We start from the raw sequence: 21,025 nt of genomic DNA, 5'->3' as shown, positions 1-21,025 counted from the left end.
ATACCTATAAGCTGCTGTTGGTCGGCTGACCTGAGCGAACATCTTCAATCACCTGACCGTCTTTCAACCGTACTTGCCGATGACATCGATCAGCGATATCCGGCTCATGGGTAACCATGATGATGGTCTGCCCTTCACGATGTAACTCATCAAACAAATTCAGAATATCGACGGTCGTTGCGCTGTCCAGGTTTCCGGTTGGTTCATCAGCCAATAAAATGGAAGGCGCAGTGACCAGAGCTCTGGCAATAGCCACCCGTTGCCGCTGGCCACCCGACAATTCGTTGGGTTGGTGTCCCATTCGGCCGGCCAAACCAACCCGTTCCAACATTTCTTCAGCGCGTTTTTTCCGTTTTCGGTAACTCACCTGTTGGTACACCAATGGCTGCATCACATTGTGTAAAGCGTCGACCCGTGGCAATAAATTGAAGCTCTGAAAAATGAAGCCGATTTTCCGGTTTCTGACAGAAGCTAACTGCTTGCCAGTCATCTCACTGACTGCTTCACCGTCTAAGGTATACTGACCGGCGCTGGGCGTATCCAGACAGCCCATGATGTTCATCATCGTCGATTTACCGGACCCACTGGAACCAATGATGGCCACATAATCGTTTGTCAAAATATCAAGATCAACGCCGTCCAATGCATGCAATGTTTCACCACCCATGCGATAGGTTCGGCTGATCCCCTTCAGACTAATCAGAACTGGAGTCGTCATCGCTCGCTTCCACCGCTACACTATCCCCGTCCTGGAGAGTACGAAGAATCCGATAAGGACCCGTAATAACCTGATCACCCTCGCTTAAACCGGTCAGCACGGCTTGAAAGCGATCATCCTGCGGCCCAAGGGTCACTTCCACCAGTTTGGCGACGCCATCGGCCACAACAAACACCTGATACGTGTCTTCGGCGCCGACACCACCATCCTGAATGGCCTCGATAGGTACCAATGGATAACTACTTTCAGTTCGGTTCAGTATTTCGGCACGGGTACTCATTCCCGGCCGCAGCACTACCTCGTTCTGTGCGGCTATTTCCACTTCCACGGGAAATACCAGAGAGTTTTTGCCAGGAACCTGACGGGCACTGGTCGCGATGTTGGTGACCTTTCCTTGTAAAGGCGTATCCAAATAGGCAACAGCGAACACTCTTACCGGTTGCCCGATCTCGACATTGCCGATATCAGCCTCATCCACGTCAACCTCAGAATAAATCTGGCTCGGATCCACCAATGTCAACAAGGGTACATCGGCACCACCGGCGATCGCCATTTCGCCTTCTTTGATATCCAGCGCACTGACCAATCCATCGACTGGAGACTTAATGACGGTTTTTGCCAAGCGATTTTGCGCCTGCTGCAAATTGTATTCACTTTGCTCCAGCAACTGCTGTTGCATTTTCAGGTTCACATTGGCCAGATCAATCTGATTCTGCAGATCTTCCAGCGTTGTGGCCTGAGCAGCCTTTTGCTCAAACAATTTCAATTGCCGGTCTTTCTGTATAGCGAGACTTTCAATTTGCAATTTCGCACGCTCGATATCAATGCGACGCAAATTCACGTTGGTCTTCTGGTTATTGACTTCCGTTTCAAAATCTTCACGATTTAGCGTGACCAACACCTGACCTTTGGAAACACGCTCCCCTTCTTCGACATCCACCAGCAAGACTCGCGCATTCACTTCGGAACGAACTCGACGTTCATCGCCATAGGTCAACTTACCGGTTGCCAACACAGTAGACTCAATGGGTTGCTCAATGACATCAAAGACCTGCACGGTTTCAACGGCAGTTTCACCTTGTTGCCGGTTAACAACACTCAGCGCAACAACCGCAGCCACGATTACCAGCACCAACAGTAGTTTTTTCATAGCACCCCCTTACAGTAAATAGATCAAACCGTATTGCAGAGCGGGAGGGATAATGGCAACAATGACCCCCGTCGTAATGCTACAGCGGGTTAAGCGGATAAACCCCATGCCATACAGCACATAACTCCAGATACTGCCCAACGACATCCCCGAGGCCACATCATAATTCGGTGCATCCATCTGCATGCCCAACAAACTGGCCAAAGAAGTCATATCCAGTGAGGTAACATAAATAAAATCGCTAGCCAATGCGTAAGTAATAGCGGCGCTTAATACGGTGATTAACCCGGGTAAGCTTCCCCAGGAAACTATAGAAAGAAATTGACCAAAGGAAAATTTCTCTTCAGCAATCAACGTCGCGGCAAGAAAGAAAAATAACGCCAGAATCAAGTAGACAACCAAGGAGCCAATACCGGCCGACGCAACGGAGATGATACGAATAACGCCCTCTCCCTGCATGACAGTATCAAGCTCTTCATTGGTTGGGGCCTGACCGGACATTTTCATGGATGTTTCCATAAATTGAAACATATCAACGGTCATAAAATACCAGCCAAAGACAGCAATCGTCGCCACAAGGATAATCACCAACGGCAACCAAGCCGACAGAGTTTTTTCGCGAATTCGATCAAACACGTTATTGGGGGCAGCAAAAATATCTAGAAATGAGTTCATGGTGGGATTCGACATACCTGTCTCCATTTTTTTAGTTTAATTTTCAGACCAGTATTGACCAGTCCGACATCCTTCTACAGTGATAAAGGTCACAAAAACCAGTGACTTGACGTGCATCAAGTCAATCAAATGGAGCCTATCAGCAATAAGGCTCCAAACATAAGCAACGGCAACCAGACCGAACTATGCGGCTGGGCGTGGTCAGACAAAGTCGCCTTATAAACCTAAACCGCAACGTGACCCTAATAGTTCCAACAATACAACGAGCCAACCGGTTTTTAGCCTACCGAAGCGGGCCAGGAAACCGGTTTTGGTCTGACGGATCAGGCCAGTGCTTTTTGAGTCAACTCCAATACATCGGGCGATAGATCCGACGCAGCAAGGATGGACGTCAATGCAGCTTGCATCTGTTCGCTGCGCATAGGGGTGAATTTACGCCAGCTCTCCAGCACTTTGACAAAGCGAGCGGCGATCTGTGGGTTAATGGCATTTAACTTCACAATCATATCCGCCACAAACTGATACCCTGCCCCCTGTTCGTCATGAAATGATTTAAAATTCATCGCAAAGCCACCAACGACACTGCGAACCTTATTGGGATTTTTGATATCAAACGCTTCGTGTTCCATCAGACTATGCAACTGCTCTACAGTGACCCCATCGGCTGTTGCCTGCATCGACAACCAGGTTTCAATCATCTGGGTATCATTATGCCAATGCCGATAGAAGTGCCCTAACAATGCCTGTTGGCGCTCCGTCTCATCCGACTCTAAGACTGCCCTGAGACCGTTTAATCGGTCAGTTTGATTGTGGGCCGCCCGGTACAGAGCTTCGGCATAGGACAAGGCATCGTCAGAACCGCTATTCACCCAATAACTCAAAGCCAAGCCCTGCAACTCACGGCGCCCTGCTTCTTCGGCATTGAACTGATAATCATCCGCACTCGCGAGCGACTGAGTCATCGCCGCCCATTGCTCAGCAAACTGGACCGCAAGATGTTTTTTCAAAGTTTCACGCGCGGCAATTAACCGCTGAGGATCGACTACGTCCACGTTATCCATCAACAGTTGATACGAAGGCAAGGTCAGCATCACGGACTTCATCGCATTAGACAGGTCAGCATCTTCTATACTGGCTTTTACAATTTGATCTATGACTTCAGATACGCCCTGTTCCGGTTGATTCAACAGTGCCAACATTTCTTTCAGGTAGATATTCTGCACAGCATCAAAGCGATTGAATGCATTGCCATCTCGTAAAGCCAGTAGCAAGCGATCTTCCTGTGACTGTTCGAAATGAACACGAACCGGGGCGGAAAAGTCGCGAAACAAACTCGCAACGGGTTTTTCCGATACGTTGCTGAAAACCACTTCGGTGGTTGTTTCACGCAACGTCAGCACTTGCGTTTGCTCATTAAACTCGCCGTCGCAGGTTATCGGCATGTCTTGCCCCTCAGAATTGAGCAGCGCCATGCGTACGGGAATAACAAAGGGAAGCTTCTCTGTCTGACCTGGCGTTGGCTTGCAATGCTGTTGGAAGGCAAGTTTGTACTGTTGATTTTCCGCATCGTAGTGCTCGGTCACGCGAACCGTTGGTGTGCCAGCCTGTGTATACCAACGTTTAAATTGCGTAAAATCCTGACCGCTGACTTCTGTCATGCAGGCGACAAAATCATCGGTCGTGACGGCCATCCCGTCAAATCGTTCAAAATAGAGATCGCTGCCTTTTCGGAACAGTTTATCCCCGACCAAGGTATGCAGCATGCCAACAACTTCAGCGCCCTTTTCATAAACCGTGACTGTATAGAAATTATTGATCTCAATGTATTCCTGCGGTTGCACTGGATGTGCACTGGGACCACCGTCTTCCGGAAACTGATGGTTCTTGAGAAACATAACATCTTTTATACGCTTAACGGTACGATCATGCATGTCGGATGTGAATTCCGCGTCACGATACACCGTAAAGCCTTCTTTTAACGACAGCTGAAACCAATCCCGACAAGTGACACGGTTACCACTCCAGTTGTGAAAGTATTCATGCGCCACAATGGCTTCAATTCGATCAAACCGATCATCGCTGGACGTTTCTTCAGAGGCCAACACTGCGGCACTGTTGAAAATATTCAGCCCTTTGTTTTCCATGGCACCCATGTTGAAAAAGTCGCTGGCCACAATCATGAAAATATCCAGATCATATTCGCGACCGAAACGCTCTTCATCCCACTTCATGGATCGCTTCAGCGATTCTAATGCAAACTGTGTTTTGTGCGCATTGTGGTGTTCTGCAAAGATTCGTAAGGACACTTCTCGCCCACTTTGGGTCACGAATGTATCGTCCTGACGCGCTAAATCACCCGCCACTGCGGCGAACAGATAGGCAGGTTTAACAAACGGGTCATCCCAAACGGCAAAATGACGGTTATCACCTAAATCCCCCTGATCGATAGGGTTTCCGTTCGACAACAACACGGGGTAAAGCGCTTTGTCTGCTTCAAGCCGCGTTGTAAAGGTTGCCATCACATCCGGGCGGTCCAGATAGAACGTAATTTTACGGAAACCTTCGGCTTCACATTGGGTACAGTACATCGTGCCAGACTTATACAAGCCTTCCAGTGATGTGTTTTCATTCGGGTTTATGTGCGTGACCGCTTTAAACACAAAGTGGCTTTTTACCGGTTGAACCGTAAGCCGGTCATTTTCGTAGGAAAAATTTTCCACCAACTCACCGTCGAGTTCGATTTCTTTAATATCCTGCTCGACACCATCAAGAACCAACGGAGGCAAATGCCCAGTGCCGTTTTGCTCAATGGTCAGGTGTGACTCGACTTGGGTAAAGTGATCAAATATGCGGATTGTTAGCTCGGCGTGTCGAATCCAATAATCGGGTTGTTTATAGTCTTTCAGGCGAATAGTTACCGGTGTTTCTGTTCTCATGAGATTTTCCAAAAGTAATTTTTATTATTGTGAGTAATGTTATTAATAATTGATGGGCTGACGCTCTGTTGACTAACCAACACTGAGTTCGTAGCCGCCAAAACGACGGACATTGATGACACCCGTATCCAGAATGAGATACTGTCCTTTCATTCCTAACAACACACCTTCAACCGTCGGGTCTTTATCAAAATTAAAGCTGGCCACTTTTTCCGGGTACTGGGTCACCGGGAATTCCAGATTAAAGACATCTCCGTGGGTTAACAGTTGAATGGCGACTAGCCCGTGCTTAGATACCAGTGTATCCAGGTCATCCTTGGCTAACGCAAACAGACGGTCACGTTCATGCGCCATGTGCAATACGTCGGCGGAGCCCTTTAACATGGTGCGCCAATTGGTTTTGTCCGCAACATGCTTCTTGAATACAACTTCGACAAAACCAGCGAGTTGCCGGGTAGAAACGCGGGCAATCGTTAATGCCTGTGTCGCCCCCTGATCAACCCAGCGAGTGGGGATTTGGCCACCCCGGGTAATACCCACTTTTAACGAACTGGCATTAGACAAGTATACGTAATGCGTTTGCATACAGCTCGATTCGCCCCAAGCCGGTTCTCGGCAAGTGCCCTGATCGTAGTGGCATAATTCCGGAGACATGATGCAGGCATCGTTTTGCGCCAGTGCCATAAAATGCTTGTAACAATAGCCTTGCCCAAAACTCTTATTGGTCAGCTCCCCGCAATGCAAACAAAAAATTTGACCGGTATGCTGTAACCGTATCGGCTGACCTAATCTGGCATTTAAATCGATGCTCTGAGTGCCGATGGGCAACCGATATTGCACCGGCTGACCACTTAACCATTGGGTGGTCATTTTCCGGACGACACCGGTAATTTCATTGCTATGGTCATGCTCGGATGCAAACAGATCCATGGTTTTCATGAACTTGCCTCATCAGTTACTGTAACTGAGGGAATGGTTTCCGTTGTCGATTTGCAGCCGTCAGCGATGTAGCCCGTGCGCTGCTCCATGGCAATGTCATTGCTTATTTCGTATTTAATCACGGCCTCCAGACACAGTTTTTTTTGTTCTTGCGTCAACGCCTGTCCTGTCGGCCATCGTCCCAATTCAATCGATTCACGCAGCCGACTGTAAATATCGGGCGTCATGTTCTTGGCTAACTCATCAAAATTCATTGGTCAGATTCCCGTTCCAAATTTTCTATGCGGTTTCCCCAGCCGAGCTTGGTCCGGCAGGTTTCAAAATAGTTGTGCCCTTTTAAATGGATAAGCTTGACTGTTTGCGGGTACTTACTGATATGCAGCTCATCGCCGTGCGCCAGCTCCAGGTGATTCTGGGCATCCAGACTGACGTGTGGTGGCAAGGTATTTTTATGACCGATACGAATGCAGAGTTGCGCCTGAGCACCCACCACAATCGGCCGGTTATTGAGACTGTGCGGGAACATAGGCACTAAAACCAGCGCATGCATGTTTGGGTGCATTAGAGGACCACCGGCACTAAGTGCATAGGCGGTGGACCCAGTAGGTGTCGACACGATCAGACCATCAGATTTTTGACTGTAGACAAACTGATCATCTATAAATAAGTCGAACTCAATCATTCGGATTGATTGACCGGGATGCAAGACAACATCATTCAACGCGCAATCCTGAGCAACGACATCTCCGTTGCGAATAATCTTTGCCTGCAGCAAAAAACGATCTTCCAGTTGAAATTCACCGCGAAAAACATCTGCCAATCCGGTTTCCATTTCCGATGGCATAATGTCAGTGAGAAAACCCAAACGGCCGCGGTTAATACCCAGCATCGGAACCTCATAGCGAGCGACATCTCGGGCCGCTCCCAAAAAGGTGCCATCACCACCGACGACAACGATCAGATCGGCCCACTGCCCCAGTGACTGACGATCTCTCGCAGGGCAATCGAGCACATCCATGGCATCCGCCAGAGACTGTTCAATGCAGTATTGTTTGTTATGCTGTTGCAATAACTGCAGTAAACGCAGCACAGATTGCTCAACACTTCGGCTCTCAAGCCGGCCGATAATGCCAATCTGGTTGAAATTCTCGGCGAGCGTCGTGGTGGTCATATTTAAGCCTGATTATAAATTGCGGGCATGAGGGTAAGCATATCAGAGGAATGCCCATGAACGAACACCTGCTTAAGCAGGCAATCCACAAAGACCTGCACTGGATTGTAAACGCCCCTTCACTGCTCGCTGAACACCCCCTGTTATGGTCGCCAGAAAGATTAAAAACGCTTGATTTTCAATCGATTAGCTTAGATATCGCAGCTTTAACGAAGGCCTATCAGGGCAAATTAGGGCATTATTTTGAAACACTGGTTGGCATCTTATTTGCGACCCACCCGGATTTTCAAATACTGGCTGAAAACCACGTCATCCGAGACGATAAAACCACGCTTGGCGAATTGGATTTACTGGTCAAGGACACACGTACCGATGAAATCATCCACCTTGAATTGGCGCTCAAATTTTACCTTCAGGTACCTGAGATCAATACACCCGAGCTAGCTTGGGTCGGGGCTGGTTTAAAGGATTTTTTTCATCAGAAATTGAACCGGTTGTACCACCATCAATTGCAACTGCCTCAAATAGCCCGTGAGCTGGAATGCTGGCCTTCCGGCTTACCCTACCCCGATCGACACGCACTCTGGATGCCCGGTCGCTTGTACGTTGCAGAACATCAGCCTTCTGAAAAAATTTCCGGGTCAGTCATTGCAGGCACGCCCTGGCAGTTAAACCCGGAAGCGGAATTGTCTTACTGGCGAATCGCGCCGGATGCATTCACCGACCTGAACTGGCAAGCACTGAAAAAAGCTGACTGGTTGCGCAATAAACCGGAAACCGACGGCAACAACCACCTACCAGCCCAATTTCGCATTCCCGGCGAACCCATGCCAGTGTATGTTTTGCCCGCACAATGGCAAACTAGGGCTCATGAATCCATAACACAATATTTAGCTACCTTATGACCGAACAACACATCAGCCCCCAAGTCACCCTCAGTACATTGAACGAACTCGATGTATTGCGCATTCAGAACCGCAGTGCCAGTGCAACCATTGCCCTTCAGGGCGCACATCTGTTTGAATACACACCTGTTGATTCCACAAATTTGCTTTTTGTGTCTGACGCTGAAACCTTTGTTGAAGGTCAGCCAATACGCGGTGGCATTCCGGTTTGCTGGCCTTGGTTTGGTGCGCATTCTCACAACGCTTCAGCCCCGGCGCATGGTTTTGTGCGCGATAAAGTTTGGGCCTATGACATTGTGGCCGACACGGACGATCGGACAGAAATTAAATTCTGGCTCGAAACAGATGGCTCCGACCCTGACTTCCCTCGTGTAGCACGTGTTGAACTGTTAGCCAGTATTGGCGAAACCTTACTGGTTTCATTAACGACGGCGAACCTGGGCGAAACTCCCTTTCTGATCAGTCAGGCATTGCATACCTATTTTCGCTGCCAGAATATTAACGACGTCCGGTTACATGGCATTGCGGGCGCCTGTTATCTCGATAAACTGACCAACTCAAACCATTATGTACCCAGCGACTTTCGTTTTGACCGTGAAACAGATTGGGTGGTGGCGGAAGCTGGTGGACCACTCGGCCTCTCTGGTCTGGGCGAAGACAATATCAAACTGTCCCGTCTGGGCAGTCGCTCCTTGGTTATCTGGAATCCCTGGGTCGAAAAAGCCAAAACACTCAGTCACTTTCACGCCGATGAATACAAAAAAATGTTTTGTGTGGAAACCGCAAATGTGTCTGAAGACAGTCGCCTGATTAAAGCCAAGCAAAGTCATGTAATGGTCATGGAGCTGGCAAGGGTTTGAGATCGGTCAATACGGACCAACGGCTCATTGCGACGTTGGATTCATTGCTCAGCGAATACCCGGACGGTATTCGCGAGTATGATCTGATTGTTGAGCTGGACACGCGACATCAAGACCTTTACCCGAAACCGGATTTATCCGACACCCTCCTGCTGTTCCAACATCATTTTTTTCTGCGCCACTGCCTCTATGTCTTACAACAGCAATACAGCGAATCCGGCCAGTGGCAACTGGTTATAGACAGCATAAACATCTGCAAACGACCGACACACTCGTTCGACCGCAATCAACTGTCACTGCATGATACCGTTCGCGATTACTACCTGGATCTGAATAACCTGAATAAAGAAAGCAAACACAGTGTCGACGAGTTGCTCAGCGGATTCTGGCAGGCCATGGCAGCATACCAACATCAACCTGACGCCTTAGCGACGCTGGGGCTCACCGGGCATGAATCAAAAGATGAACAACGTAAACGCTACCGTCAATTGGTACAACAACATCATCCGGACAAGGGGGGTGAAGAAGAACGGTTTCGCGCCATTCAAGAGGCTTGGCAATTGTTGAAAGGAAATTAGTATCAAGAAGTCGTCGAACTGGCGTTCGACGACTTGAGTAGGTTTACTTCGTTTTAATGCGCAGAACCGCACGAACGTCATTGGTATACGCTTCAGAGTCGATGTACCCGACCATGGTTGGGTTACTCATGACCAAACGCAGAACGTCAGCGCTGCTGGCCAGAACTTGCGGCGGCGTTCCTTTTCCAGTGAACAACGCCTTGGACCAGAGTCGCTTAAATTGAACTGGTTTCTGATTTACAATTTCTTTCAGAAATAACTCAGTTAACTCATTGTTGTCATCCAACATCAACGCTTCAGCATCGTCACCATTGTCAAACTGATTTTCCTTGCCCAGATACAGGTTTTTGACAAATCTCGCGTCAATCGTATTGGTGTTCTCTGGGTGAACAATGACCAACAAATCGGCGGATGCCAATCCTATCAAGGACAAACAAAAAAGTGTGGTCGCGATGACTCTTTTAATAATCATATTTTTTCTCATGTCATCGACTCCTTAAAAAACAACATCAACAGATACAGAAAGAACCTGTGCATCACCAAATGGAGACCACAGCCCCTCAAGTATCGCCGGCTCTGCGGTATTATCGGTTCGATTGGTGTACTCAACCTTAATAGCAGCAGCAATGTCGAAGTCCCAACGAACTCCTGCCGTTATTGCACTGATATCCTGCGGGTAATCAGATACTTTAATACCTGCTTGACCAGGTATAAAAACCAATGAAGTGTCCGCAGCAGTAGACTTTTGCTTGAATGAGGAATAGGTAACGTGCGGAGTAAATGACCCCAAACGAACGCCTCCGGTCACATACCAGGCAGATTCATCATTGTTAAGATTGTTTTTGAATTTTGTCGAGGTAACCTCACTCCCTAACATAACCGTACCGTTATCATAAATGGCAGAACCGGATGCAAACGTAAGGGGAAGTTCGAATTCTTGAGTAACATACCCTGCCACGAGAGGATTATAAAATGTACGAACAATAGAAACGTTGTCATCGACAGAATAGGAACCACGTAATGTCAGACTCCCCCGCTCCAATGCTATTATGCCGCCCAAAATGCTTTCAAACTCAACAATCGATTGGGTTTCTGGATCAACACCACTGGTTTCGCCGTAATAACCCGTCGCCGTACCATACCAATCTCCAATCGAAATATCGTAATCGACACTCATTCCTTCCAAGCTAGTGGTGAATAGGTTATATACTTCGGCTGGTGGGCGAATCCAGTTATATGAATAACCCAAATCTAGTGAGCTCGAATAGTAAAATACTGGCATGCGAATCCGACCGACTTTTAAATCGACTGAATCCAACAGTTCATAATTCACATAAGCCCATTCGAAATTAACATCAAATCCACGATCGACGGTAATGTCTGCATTTGCAAATTTTACAAATTGCTTTGCACCAGCAAAACCAACTAACTGTGCCGTTGCTGACAAACGATCATTAACTTGCGAACTGGTCTGAATCGCAACCATTGTGTCTGGCTTAATACTCAACTCGTTGGTGTACTGACCGAAGTTAACCGGGTCCGTTACATATTCCTGCCCTTCGGACAAGGTCATGCCGCCGCCAACAGAAATGAACCCATTCAGCCGCGTTTCAAATGCGTGTGCCGCTAAGGGACCGGCGCAAATAGCCACCACAGTCCAGTGCAATAATTTCATGCGTTGCTCCAATAAAACATTTTTTGGTTATAGTTTGAAAGTATGTTCTATTTCCAGTGTGATGGATTGATCCTCTATCCAATCGGGGAACGCCCCAAAACTTCCTATTCGATCAACTGCAAGTTCTACTTCCTGATTTAATATTGAATGCCGGGTACGTTTGGTTATTTTCACCGACTTAACTGATCCGTCTGCCAAAACAGTAATCTCAGCAGCGACTGTACCCTCCTGCTTCAAGTCTTTGGCCCAAAACGGATACTCAATGCTCGATTCGATCTGGGCGATGACCTGATCTTTGTATTTCGCCCATTGCACCGCTTTCTGAACCGACGTTAATTCACCGTTAATGTCTACACCTTCCGGTGCTTTTGGTTCTGGTGGTACCTGTGCGACACGCTCCTCCAACGTGAACTCATAATCCAATACGACGCGCAATTGTTTGTCGTTAAGCTGCACCGGAAACGCATTGAACGGTGCCGCGCGGGTGACCGCGTCTTTCAATTCCTGGCCCAGCAAACCACTGTCGGCCGGAGAGATCGATGTCACTCCCAGCAACTGCCCTTGGTTACCGACGATAAATTCAATCGTCACAATACCTTCCTGATTAAACTGCCGTGCCCATTCCGGATACGAAACGCGCTTGTAAACATCGCGTACCACCCCCCACTGATAGAGTTCCTGCGCGTATTGTTTGGTTAAACGCGCCAGTTCAGCCTGACGTTGAGCTTCTTCTTGTTCTTTCTGGGCCTTGGCCAGTGCAGCAGCCTTTTCCTCAGCCGCTTTTTGGGCCGCCAGGGCCGCCGCAACAGCTTGTTCATCGGTATTGCCGGACTTCGCCTGTTCTGCTTCTTTCTTGCGCTGTTCGGCTAAAGCCAACGCTTTTTTGCGTTCTTCTTCACGCTGCTTCTTCTCAGCTTCCGCTTTCTTGCGCGCTTCTTCCGCCTTTTTCTCAGCTTCCGCTTCACGCTGAAGTTGGATTTTCAGTTCCTGCTCAGCCTTCGCCAAAGCGAGACGGGCTTGGGTCTCTACACTTTTCCAATTTGTGACCAATTGCTGACGTGCTACCGGTATAGCACTGCTCTCAAACCGTTGAATAACGTCTGGTGCAGTGGCAAGAGACCCTTCCAGACTTAAAATCTGGCTTTGAAAAATCTGAGAATTCGGAACATCGCCAATCCACGTTCGCAATAAAGCGTTAAACAGTTTTTTACCTTGCGATTGAAAAATCACCTCTTTATTGAGCAATACTTCCGTACCGGACTTGGATGTATAACTGAACACCAGTTCATCGCCGGTCGTCAGGTTTTCTTTTGGAAAGCGAGTAAACTCGATTAACTGATTGGTCAGATTTGCATCGGCACCCAGATTATTGTTTAAAGCCAGATCCTGACGCCACAGCTGTTCGAATTTGCGAGGACTCCAACGACTGGCTGTAACTTTCAACACCATTTTCTGTGGACGCGTGTCAGCTAAAATCTGGGCGCGGTCCTGTTGCTGCTCTGGCAAATACAGAGCCCCAATGTAATATTCTTTGTTGAGCTGGTCGTAGGCAGAAACACCATTCCTATAGGTTTGCGCATAGGCAAGACTGGTGAACATCAGAGTCAGAACAATTATTATTCGCATACAAACTTTGAAATCAGTCACAGTTGAAGTGGGCGGATTCTAAAGAAAACCCCCTTTCCCGCAATCGAAACGATGAATTATTAGCCAACTAGTGAATATTTGGCACGAATAACCTTGCATTGAACCCATTTAACGATCAAATGAAGACTATCCGCAATCTGCGAAAACTCCTGCTGAGGCTGAATCAACCAACCGGTGCGCCCATCAAGAAATGTGGGCACAAAAAAACCGGGGGATACCCGGTCTCATGTAAAAAAGTGAAACGAGTTAGCTATTGAAAATAGGCGTTATCGGTCACTGTATGGTCTGTAACATCTCGCACACCCTTTAACTGCGGCAACCGCTCTAACAAGGTTTTCTCAACACCATCTTTCAACGTCATATCGACAGCAGAACACCCCTGACAACCGCCACCAAATTTCAGTACTGCCACTTGATCATCGGTCAGTTCTTCCAACGTGACATCGCCACCATGGGCGGCCAAACCAGGGTTAATCTCGGTAAACAGAATGTAGTTGATCTGCTCTTCCAACGGGCTGTCTTTATTCACCTTTGGCATTTTTGCGTTCGGCGCCTTGATGGTCAGCTGACCACCCATGCGGTCTTTGGCGTAATCCACTTCGGCTTCGTCCAGGTAAGGCAAACTGTTTTTTTCGAGATAGACCCGAATATGGCTTAACTCAACCAATTCATCATTATCTTTTTCTTCACCCGGTCGACAGTAAGCTAAGCAAGTCTCAGCATACTTCGTTCCTGGCTGCGTCACGAACATGCGCACCGACATGCCAGCTGTGCCCTGTTTTTCCAATAAACCGGCCAGATAGGTCTGTGCCGATTCTGTTATGTTCAGTTGTATGTCCATCCGAAACTCCGGAATGATTGATCCACAAATTTGCGGTGATTCTAACGGATTTTCCACCGATTAAAAATACCTGACTAATTTAGTCAGGTTTATGGGGTGCCGTATCCATAAAATCAAGCCCTTCATCTGGTGATTGATACCAGGTTTTGCTGCGGTCCGCTCTTGTAAAAAGCGCTTAAGAACAGGTTAGCGCGAGACCATCAGCAACTAAATAGGGTCACCAAATGGCAATTCATGTAAAGAACCGAAGTCGATCAAAGCGGCTAACAAAAAAACACTTCACTCAGGATGAATCCGCAATCATTTCGATTTTGCTAATATTCTTTTTCACGGCACGCAAAACTATATCAAAATATTTTGATATAGCTTGAAATCCGCGCGCTTTTAGGCTTTCATTGCACCCTGAAAACCTATTCCGTATTTAGAGAGACCAATATGACCAGTCGTGACAAGCGCATTGCACAACTCAAAGAAGCCATCGGCCAGCGAATTCTGATCCTGGATGGTGCCATGGGCTCTCTCATTCAAAGCTATCAATTAGAGGAACAGGATTACCGAGGCGAACGTTTCTCTGATTGGCCATCCGACATTAAGGGCAACAATGACCTGCTGTCGATCACGCAACCAACAGTCATCAGCGCGATCTACAAGGCATATTTAGATGCAGGGTCTGACATCATTGAAACCAATACTTTCAACAGTACCGCAGTATCACAAGCCGATTACGGTATGCAGGATCTGGCTTATGAGTTGAATAAAGCTGGCGCTGAACTTGCGCGCGCGGCCTGTGACGCCAAAAGCCAAGAAACGCCTGAGAAACCCAGATGGGTTGCCGGTGTCCTCGGTCCTACGAGCAAAACCCTGTCACTGTCTCCCGATGTTAACAACCCGGGTTTTCGGGCTATCACCTTTAATGCCCTGGTTGATGACTACAAGAATGCTGCAAAGGGTCTGATCGATGGTGGCGCAGACATTATTCTGATCGAAACCATCTTCGATACCCTGAACGCAAAAGCGGCTATTTTTGCGCTTCATACGGTGTTTGACGAACTAGGCAGCGAATTGCCCATCATGATTTCCGGCACCATTACCGATGCCTCCGGCCGCACTCTGTCCGGGCAAACAACAGAAGCTTTCTACAATTCCGTTCGCCACGCCAATCCGTTGTCGATCGGGCTCAACTGCGCCCTCGGCGCTAATGAACTGCGACCTTACGTCGAAACCCTGTCCGCCATCGCAGATTGCTATGTATCGGCCCACCCTAATGCGGGTCTGCCTAATGAGTTTGGTGAATACGATGAAACTCCTGAGGAAATGACGACTATTGTCGATGAATTTGCAGAATCGGGTTTCCTCAACATCATTGGGGGCTGCTGTGGCACGACGCCAAAGCATATTGCGCTGATCACAGAAGCAATGCAGAAACACGCACCGCGAACGCCGGTAAAAAACAAGCACCAGATGAGCCTTTCGGGTCTTGAACCTTTCTATGTCACCGATAACCTGAACTTCATCAATGTCGGTGAACGCACTAACGTCACAGGCTCCGCAAAATTCCGACGCCTGATTAAAGAAGAGCTCTACGACGAAGCGCTCGATGTCGCTCGTGAACAAGTAGAAAACGGTGCACAGATAATCGATATAAACATGGACGAAGGCATGTTGGATTCGAAAGAAGCCATGGTGACGTTTCTGAATCTGATTGCATCTGAACCGGACATTTCACGAGTGCCAATTATGGTTGACTCGTCTAAGTGGGAGGTTATTGAAGCAGGTTTACAGTGCGTACAGGGTAAGTGCATTGTTAACTCCATCTCGTTGAAAGAAGGCGAAGAAACCTTTTTGCATCACGCAAAGCTGTGTCAACGATACGGTGCCGCTGTTGTGGTCATGGCTTTCGATGAAGACGGCCAAGCCGATACCCGTGACCGTAAAACACAGATCTGTAAGCGCAGCTATGACTTACTGGTTGCTAACGGCTTTCCGCCAGAAGACATCATCTTTGACCCGAATATATTCGCCGTCGCAACCGGTATCGAGGAACATAACCGCTACGCCGTTGACTTTATCGAAGCAACTGAATTCATTCGCAAAGAACTGCCTTTCGCGAGTGTCAGTGGCGGGGTATCCAACGTATCGTTCTCGTTCCGGGGCAATAACCCAGTCCGCGAAGCCATTCACTCAGTGTTTCTGTACCACGCCTGTCAGGTCGGTATGAATATGGGTATCGTCAATGCCGGGCAACTGGTCATTTACGATGACATTCCTGCGGAATTGCGGGAACGCGTTGAGGATGTCATTCTCAATCGACGTGACGACGCCACCGACCGATTATTGGAAATTGCCGATAAGTATAAGGGTGATGGTAGTGTCGAAGTTAAAGAAGACCTCGAATGGCGCTCGCTTCCGGTTAACAAACGCATCGAACACGCGTTAGTAAAAGGTATCACAGCACACATTATCGAAGATACCGAACAAGCGCGCCTCGAAGCCAGCGCCCCCATCGATGTCATCGAAGGCCCATTAATGGATGGTATGAATGTGGTCGGTGATCTATTTGGTGCCGGTAAAATGTTTTTACCTCAGGTGGTGAAATCTGCCAGAGTCATGAAGCAGGCGGTCGCGCACTTAATTCCGTATATTGAAGCAGAAAAAACCGGGGATGCGAAACCCAAGGGTAAAGTGTTGATGGCCACCGTCAAGGGTGATGTTCACGATATCGGCAAGAATATCGTGGGTGTTGTTTTGGCCTGTAATAACTACGAAGTTATTGATTTGGGCGTCATGGTCCCGGCCGATAAAATACTGAAAACAGCGCGTGAAGAAAATGTCGATGTAATCGGCTTGTCTGGATTGATTACACCTAGCCTGGATGAAATGGTCCATTTGGCCAGAGAAATGCAACGACAGGATTTCCACCTGCCGCTGCTGATTGGTGGAGCGACCACATCGAAAGCACACACCGCAGTTAAGATTGAACCGCAGTACCTGAATGACGCCACAGTCTATGTCACCGATGCCTCACGGGCTGTTTCCGTCGTCCAAACGCTGTTGAACTCAAAACAGAAGGCCGACTATGTTGCTGAACGTCGCGCTGAATATGACAAGGTCCGCGAACGCAATAAAAACCGGAAATCCAAAGCCCTGCACCCATACAGAGACGCCTGTGAAAATGCATTTTCATTGAACTGGGAGTCATACCAGCCAAAGGCCCCGGCATTTACCGGCACGAAAACCTTTGCCGACTATTCTGTAGAAGAGCTGAAAGACTATATCGACTGGACCCCGTTTTTCATGACTTGGGATTTGCACGGTAAATATCCAAAAATTCTACAGGATGAAAAAGTAGGTGAAGCTGCTCGTAACTTATTTGCCGATGCGCAAGCCATGCTTGAAAAAATCATTCATGAAAAATGGCTTACGCCGACGGGTGTCATTGGCTTCTGGCCGGCCACTCGCACTGATACAGACACCATAACCGTAACTCAAGCAGACCAAACCGTGGCATTGGAGCACATTCGTCAACAAACCATTAAACCGGATTTGCAACCCAACTATTCGCTGGCTGACTTTATTGCGCCTGCAGGCACCGTTGCGGATTACTTAGGTGGCTTTGTGGTCAGTGCGGGACACGGCGTTGAGGAACGGGCAAAAGCATTTGAAGACGCTGGCGACGATTATAATTCTATTATGCTCAAAGCTCTCGCGGACCGATTGGCCGAAGCATTCGCGGAACGCATGCATGAACGCGTTCGCAAAGAATTCTGGGCATATGATGCGGATGAACAATACAGTAACGAAGAACTAATTAAGGAACGCTACACCGGCATTCGCCCGGCACCGGGTTACCCTGCTTGCCCCGACCATACGGAAAAACGAAAACTGTTTTCATTACTGAAAGCGGAAGCCGAAACCGGCGTCGAGCTTACGGACTCCTTTGCAATGACGCCAGCTGCCAGTGTCTCAGGTTGGTATTTCAGCCACCCAGAGTCCAAGTACTTTGGTGTTGGAAAAATCACCAAAGACCAAGTGGAACACTATGCTGAGCGAAAAGCGATGACATTATCAGAGGCTGAACGGTGGTTAAGTCCGTTGTTGGCCTACGAACCTCAACTGTAACGCTCGAAACCCTTTCAAGTCATTCCCATTCTACATAGATCCGGTTGATGCTCTTGGTGTCAACCGGGCCTACTGATTTAGACGAAAGTCTTAAAAAGGCACACCGTCTTTTCATTATTATCCAACCACGTCACTTTTAGAACACAGTTAGGACGCAGTCTTTTTTGCCTATGCTATAGTGAAAATACCTTTGCCAATCGACTCAGATATGCTCGCTCACCTTAACCGGCTTCAATATTTACATGGCATATTCATCAGCTTCTTAATGGTGCTGATTTTATGGGGGTTTGTTGGCGCCTGGTACCAAACCAACGGCTTACTGAATCACGCCCCCCTCCTTAATCTTCAGCTGCAATACCGATATTTGTTAGACAGCCAAAGCACTCAACCAGAACTTATCCAGTCAGACCATTTTCTGGCAACCGAACTGAACCGAGCACCCGTCACCTACGGTAATGTAAATCAATGGTTTCAACTGACGGTAACCAACACCGCCGATGTGGCCGGGCATTTTAATCTGCTGTTAGACAACCCAATGTCTGACCGGATTCGTGTCTTTCAGAAAACAGGTTATGACCATTTCGCATTGCTTGCTGAACTCGGGGACCGGGTGGGAAGCGTACCCAGGGCGTTGAGAATCCTACCGAACATTGAGTTCAAACTACCTGCCCTCTCTGAAGTCGAATTCTGGGTAAACGTACAAACCACCGGCGCGCCTTACCTACCGCTTGCTATTATTGAACACAGTGAATTCCACGAGTACCAGAAAACCTTGCATCTGATCTGGGGAACATTCATAGGCATCATTCTGTTGATGTCTGCTTACAACATGGTCTTATATTTTGGTGTTGGAGACCGAGCTTACTTTGTCTACATCTGTTACATCTGCACCATGCTATTGCTGTTGGGCGTGGTGCACGGTTACGGCTACTATATTTTCCCGGAAACGTTACAACGCTGGTTGAGTGCAAAAATTATCGCGATTAATGCCATTGCAGCTTATTTTACACTGCAGTTCGCCCTCTATTTTTTACGTTTCCAACCAAAAGATGGTGCTATCTTTTCGATAACAAGGTATGTGAGTTTAGCATTACTGGCATTCACGCTTTTTGCCCTGGTAGCGCCAGAATACATCGCTGCCACTTTGTTCGCGGCGATACAAGTGCTGACATATGTAGTCACTGGCGCCCTAATTTTCAATAAATTAAAAACTAAATTCAGATGGACAAAATACTATCTTATTAGCTGGATTCCCTTTTTCATCGGCGCAGCAATTGGTTACCTACTATACTCGGCCCATTTGGAATATACCTTTCTGAACCGTCACGCGCTGATGTTTTCCGTTATTTTTGAAATGGCGTTTATCTCCATGGCGTTGGCAGATCGCTTGGGCGACACCGAACGGCGTCGACTATTCCAGGCTACCCACGATTTCAAACTAGGACTGGCCAATGAAGCCCTGCTGGAGTCTGCGATTCAGCGACATGGCACGCATACCAATCGCCATGGTTTGAGTCTCATTACAATCGAAATATCCAATTATGACGCTGTCATTCCCTATGTTCCCGACAGCGAGTTAAAAGGCTTGATGCTGAAACTGGGCAGTGAATTTGCGACGCAACTGAAACGCACATTGCCGCTACTGGACATTGATCCTGACCATAAAAAGCATGCCAACGTTGCGCTGATGCGCGGAGAGATGTTCAGTTACCTGGTTAATACCAACAAGCGGCTTTTGCTTGAAAACACGCTAAAAAATCTGAGCAACAAAGACAACTTTAACCCAATGCAGGAAATCATCCCCTATCGTATCCAGTGTATTTTTGGTGCTGCAATCTTAAATGACTATTCAGAACAACCGATGGAACTGATCATCAAAGCGAAGCAGTCTGTTAATCAGGCGAGCGAATCTGGTGCACCCTACTATGTTTTCAATTCAGACAATACCGAAAACAGCGATCGCAAGGTTCGCTTGGCTCAGGATCTGGGCAATGCCATACGAGGCGACTCACTGGAGCTGTATCATCAGCCGCAATTTTATATTCACGACACCACGACGGCATCGTCTGAAGTTCTGTTGCGCTGGACGCACCCGGATCTCGGACCAATTCCTGCCTCGGAATTCGTCCTAATCGCCGAAGAAACCGGACTGATAAAACGGCTAACCCGATGGGTCCTTAATCAGGCATTCGCTCAATCAAAACTCCTAATAGACAGTGGCCAATCGGCCATTAACGTTTCGATCAATATCTCGGCAAATGATTTGTCTCGCCTTGGATTTGTCGATGAAATCGAGGTACTACTCGCTAAACATTCCATGCAGGCGGATTGTTTTACGCTGGAGTTAACCGAAACATCGCACCTGACCGATCGGCGAACCTTTGCTGAGAACTTTAGGACCTTGAGAGATATGGGATTTCGATTTGCCATCGACGATTTCGGAACCGGCTACTCATCCCTGACCTACGCAAACGACCATCCTTTTACTGATCTGAAAATAGACCGCTCATTCATTCAAGAACTTCTGCAATCGAATCGTCAAATCGCGATTGTCAGCGCCACAATTTCGATGGCCAAGGAATTGGGGCTGATTATTACGGCGGAAGGAGTCGAAGATGAATCAACGCTGCAAGCACTGATTCGATTAGGATGCGACAAGATTCAAGGCTATCAAATTGCCAGACCCATGCCATTCAAGGATTACCTCAACTGGCAGTACGAACCGGAAAAAACGTCAACCAACATAGGGGAGAACCTGCCACTTCCTTTTGAAGAGCAGGACGAACTTTAAACCAACAGGCAACACTTTTT

Annotated in this window: 16 protein-coding genes; 5 read left to right on the top strand and 11 right to left on the bottom strand. The window is 47.9% G+C overall.

Annotated features, from left to right (window positions below):
* Positions 1 to 4 precede the first annotated feature (4 nt).
* From IYN85_RS04315 to IYN85_RS04285, 7 genes are all read right to left on the bottom strand, one after another.
* Complete coding sequence (locus IYN85_RS04315; protein ID WP_230390466.1) at positions 5 to 718, bottom strand: ABC transporter ATP-binding protein; 714 nt, start codon at positions 716 to 718, stop codon at positions 5 to 7.
* Positions 696 to 1,868 (bottom strand): efflux RND transporter periplasmic adaptor subunit, encoded by a 1,173-nt coding sequence (locus IYN85_RS04310; RefSeq protein WP_196157597.1) that lies wholly within the window; start codon positions 1,866 to 1,868, stop codon positions 696 to 698. Before IYN85_RS04310 ends, IYN85_RS04315 begins: the two co-directional genes overlap by 23 nt.
* 9 nt (positions 1,869 to 1,877) lie before the next feature.
* Positions 1,878 to 2,558, bottom strand: a complete 681-nt coding sequence (locus IYN85_RS04305; protein ID WP_196157596.1) for a YIP1 family protein — start codon at positions 2,556 to 2,558, stop codon at positions 1,878 to 1,880.
* Positions 2,559 to 2,866: 308 nt separating this feature from the next.
* Positions 2,867 to 5,479 carry an aminopeptidase N gene (gene pepN, locus IYN85_RS04300; RefSeq protein WP_196157595.1) on the bottom strand — a complete coding sequence of 871 codons (2,613 nt, stop codon included), beginning with the start codon at positions 5,477 to 5,479 and terminating at the stop codon, positions 2,867 to 2,869.
* A 72-nt stretch (positions 5,480 to 5,551) separates the two neighbouring features.
* Complete coding sequence (locus tag IYN85_RS04295; RefSeq protein ID WP_230390464.1) at positions 5,552 to 6,418, bottom strand: DUF2797 domain-containing protein; 867 nt, start codon at positions 6,416 to 6,418, stop codon at positions 5,552 to 5,554.
* Positions 6,415 to 6,672, bottom strand: coding sequence for a YeaC family protein (locus IYN85_RS04290; protein ID WP_196157594.1), 258 nt, complete (start codon positions 6,670 to 6,672; stop codon positions 6,415 to 6,417). The genes IYN85_RS04295 and IYN85_RS04290 overlap by 4 nt, the downstream gene beginning before the upstream one ends.
* The gene (locus IYN85_RS04285) at positions 6,669 to 7,589 is read right to left on the bottom strand and encodes an NAD(+) kinase (RefSeq protein WP_196157593.1); all 921 of its coding nucleotides are present in this window, start codon (positions 7,587 to 7,589) and stop codon (positions 6,669 to 6,671) included. The genes IYN85_RS04290 and IYN85_RS04285 overlap by 4 nt, the downstream gene beginning before the upstream one ends.
* 56 nt (positions 7,590 to 7,645) lie before the next feature.
* Between IYN85_RS04285 and IYN85_RS04280 the strand changes: the two genes are divergently transcribed.
* Genes IYN85_RS04280 through IYN85_RS04270 form a run of 3 tightly spaced genes read left to right on the top strand, consistent with a single transcriptional unit; the run spans position 7,646 to position 9,932 of the window.
* On the top strand, positions 7,646 to 8,494 hold the full coding sequence (locus IYN85_RS04280) for a DUF1853 family protein (protein ID WP_196157592.1): 849 nt from the start codon (positions 7,646 to 7,648) through the stop codon (positions 8,492 to 8,494).
* Complete coding sequence (locus IYN85_RS04275) at positions 8,491 to 9,354, top strand: D-hexose-6-phosphate mutarotase (protein ID WP_196157591.1); 864 nt, start codon at positions 8,491 to 8,493, stop codon at positions 9,352 to 9,354. Before IYN85_RS04280 ends, IYN85_RS04275 begins: the two co-directional genes overlap by 4 nt.
* Positions 9,351 to 9,932, top strand: a complete 582-nt coding sequence (locus tag IYN85_RS04270; protein ID WP_196157590.1) for a DNA-J related domain-containing protein — start codon at positions 9,351 to 9,353, stop codon at positions 9,930 to 9,932. Before IYN85_RS04275 ends, IYN85_RS04270 begins: the two co-directional genes overlap by 4 nt.
* 43 nt (positions 9,933 to 9,975) lie before the next feature.
* Here the strand turns inward: IYN85_RS04270 and IYN85_RS04265 are convergent, their stop codons facing one another.
* From IYN85_RS04265 to nfuA, 4 genes are all read right to left on the bottom strand, one after another.
* Positions 9,976 to 10,416, bottom strand: coding sequence for a phosphate ABC transporter substrate-binding protein (locus IYN85_RS04265; protein WP_196157589.1), 441 nt, complete (start codon positions 10,414 to 10,416; stop codon positions 9,976 to 9,978).
* Positions 10,417 to 10,428: 12 nt separating this feature from the next.
* Complete coding sequence (locus tag IYN85_RS04260; RefSeq protein ID WP_196157588.1) at positions 10,429 to 11,607, bottom strand: hypothetical protein; 1,179 nt, start codon at positions 11,605 to 11,607, stop codon at positions 10,429 to 10,431.
* Between the two features lie 27 nt (positions 11,608 to 11,634).
* Positions 11,635 to 13,233, bottom strand: coding sequence for a TonB family protein (locus tag IYN85_RS04255; RefSeq protein ID WP_196157587.1), 1,599 nt, complete (start codon positions 13,231 to 13,233; stop codon positions 11,635 to 11,637).
* Positions 13,234 to 13,504: 271 nt separating this feature from the next.
* Positions 13,505 to 14,095 carry a Fe-S biogenesis protein NfuA gene (gene nfuA, locus IYN85_RS04250; protein WP_196157586.1) on the bottom strand — a complete coding sequence of 197 codons (591 nt, stop codon included), beginning with the start codon at positions 14,093 to 14,095 and terminating at the stop codon, positions 13,505 to 13,507.
* Positions 14,096 to 14,530: 435 nt separating this feature from the next.
* On the opposite strand from nfuA, the gene metH reads away from it, so the two are divergent.
* On the top strand, positions 14,531 to 18,214 hold the full coding sequence (gene metH / locus IYN85_RS04245; protein ID WP_196157585.1) for a methionine synthase: 3,684 nt from the start codon (positions 14,531 to 14,533) through the stop codon (positions 18,212 to 18,214).
* Between the two features lie 208 nt (positions 18,215 to 18,422).
* Positions 18,423 to 21,005, top strand: coding sequence for an EAL domain-containing protein (locus tag IYN85_RS04240; RefSeq protein WP_196157584.1), 2,583 nt, complete (start codon positions 18,423 to 18,425; stop codon positions 21,003 to 21,005).
* Positions 21,006 to 21,025: the final 20 nt, after the last annotated feature.

It is taken from the genome of Reinekea sp. G2M2-21, assembly GCF_015687175.1.
Classification (GTDB): Bacteria; Pseudomonadota; Gammaproteobacteria; order Pseudomonadales; family Natronospirillaceae; genus Reinekea.
The sequence above is the reverse complement of the archived record's forward strand: the minus strand, read 5'-3'. Positions and strand labels throughout refer to the sequence as shown.

What these genes read in the sequence shown, in the direction of transcription:
- IYN85_RS04275 (WP_196157591.1), top strand. Translation starts at nt 8,491, where the DNA reads ATGACCGAACAACACATCAGCCCCCAAGTCACCCTCAGTACATTGAAC.
- IYN85_RS04310 (WP_196157597.1), bottom strand. Translation starts at nt 1,868, where the DNA reads ATGAAAAAACTACTGTTGGTGCTGGTAATCGTGGCTGCGGTTGTTGCG.
- IYN85_RS04255 (WP_196157587.1), bottom strand. Translation starts at nt 13,233, where the DNA reads ATGCGAATAATAATTGTTCTGACTCTGATGTTCACCAGTCTTGCCTAT.
- IYN85_RS04260 (WP_196157588.1), bottom strand. Translation starts at nt 11,607, where the DNA reads ATGAAATTATTGCACTGGACTGTGGTGGCTATTTGCGCCGGTCCCTTA.
- IYN85_RS04240 (WP_196157584.1), top strand. Translation starts at nt 18,423, where the DNA reads ATGCTCGCTCACCTTAACCGGCTTCAATATTTACATGGCATATTCATC.
- pepN (WP_196157595.1), bottom strand. Translation starts at nt 5,479, where the DNA reads ATGAGAACAGAAACACCGGTAACTATTCGCCTGAAAGACTATAAACAA.
- nfuA (WP_196157586.1), bottom strand. Translation starts at nt 14,095, where the DNA reads ATGGACATACAACTGAACATAACAGAATCGGCACAGACCTATCTGGCC.
- IYN85_RS04290 (WP_196157594.1), bottom strand. Translation starts at nt 6,672, where the DNA reads ATGAATTTTGATGAGTTAGCCAAGAACATGACGCCCGATATTTACAGT.
- IYN85_RS04305 (WP_196157596.1), bottom strand. Translation starts at nt 2,558, where the DNA reads ATGTCGAATCCCACCATGAACTCATTTCTAGATATTTTTGCTGCCCCC.
- metH (WP_196157585.1), top strand. Translation starts at nt 14,531, where the DNA reads ATGACCAGTCGTGACAAGCGCATTGCACAACTCAAAGAAGCCATCGGC.
- IYN85_RS04315 (WP_230390466.1), bottom strand. Translation starts at nt 718, where the DNA reads ATGACGACTCCAGTTCTGATTAGTCTGAAGGGGATCAGCCGAACCTAT.
- IYN85_RS04285 (WP_196157593.1), bottom strand. Translation starts at nt 7,589, where the DNA reads ATGACCACCACGACGCTCGCCGAGAATTTCAACCAGATTGGCATTATC.
- IYN85_RS04295 (WP_230390464.1), bottom strand. Translation starts at nt 6,418, where the DNA reads ATGAAAACCATGGATCTGTTTGCATCCGAGCATGACCATAGCAATGAA.
- IYN85_RS04280 (WP_196157592.1), top strand. Translation starts at nt 7,646, where the DNA reads ATGAACGAACACCTGCTTAAGCAGGCAATCCACAAAGACCTGCACTGG.
- IYN85_RS04265 (WP_196157589.1), bottom strand. Translation starts at nt 10,416, where the DNA reads ATGAGAAAAAATATGATTATTAAAAGAGTCATCGCGACCACACTTTTT.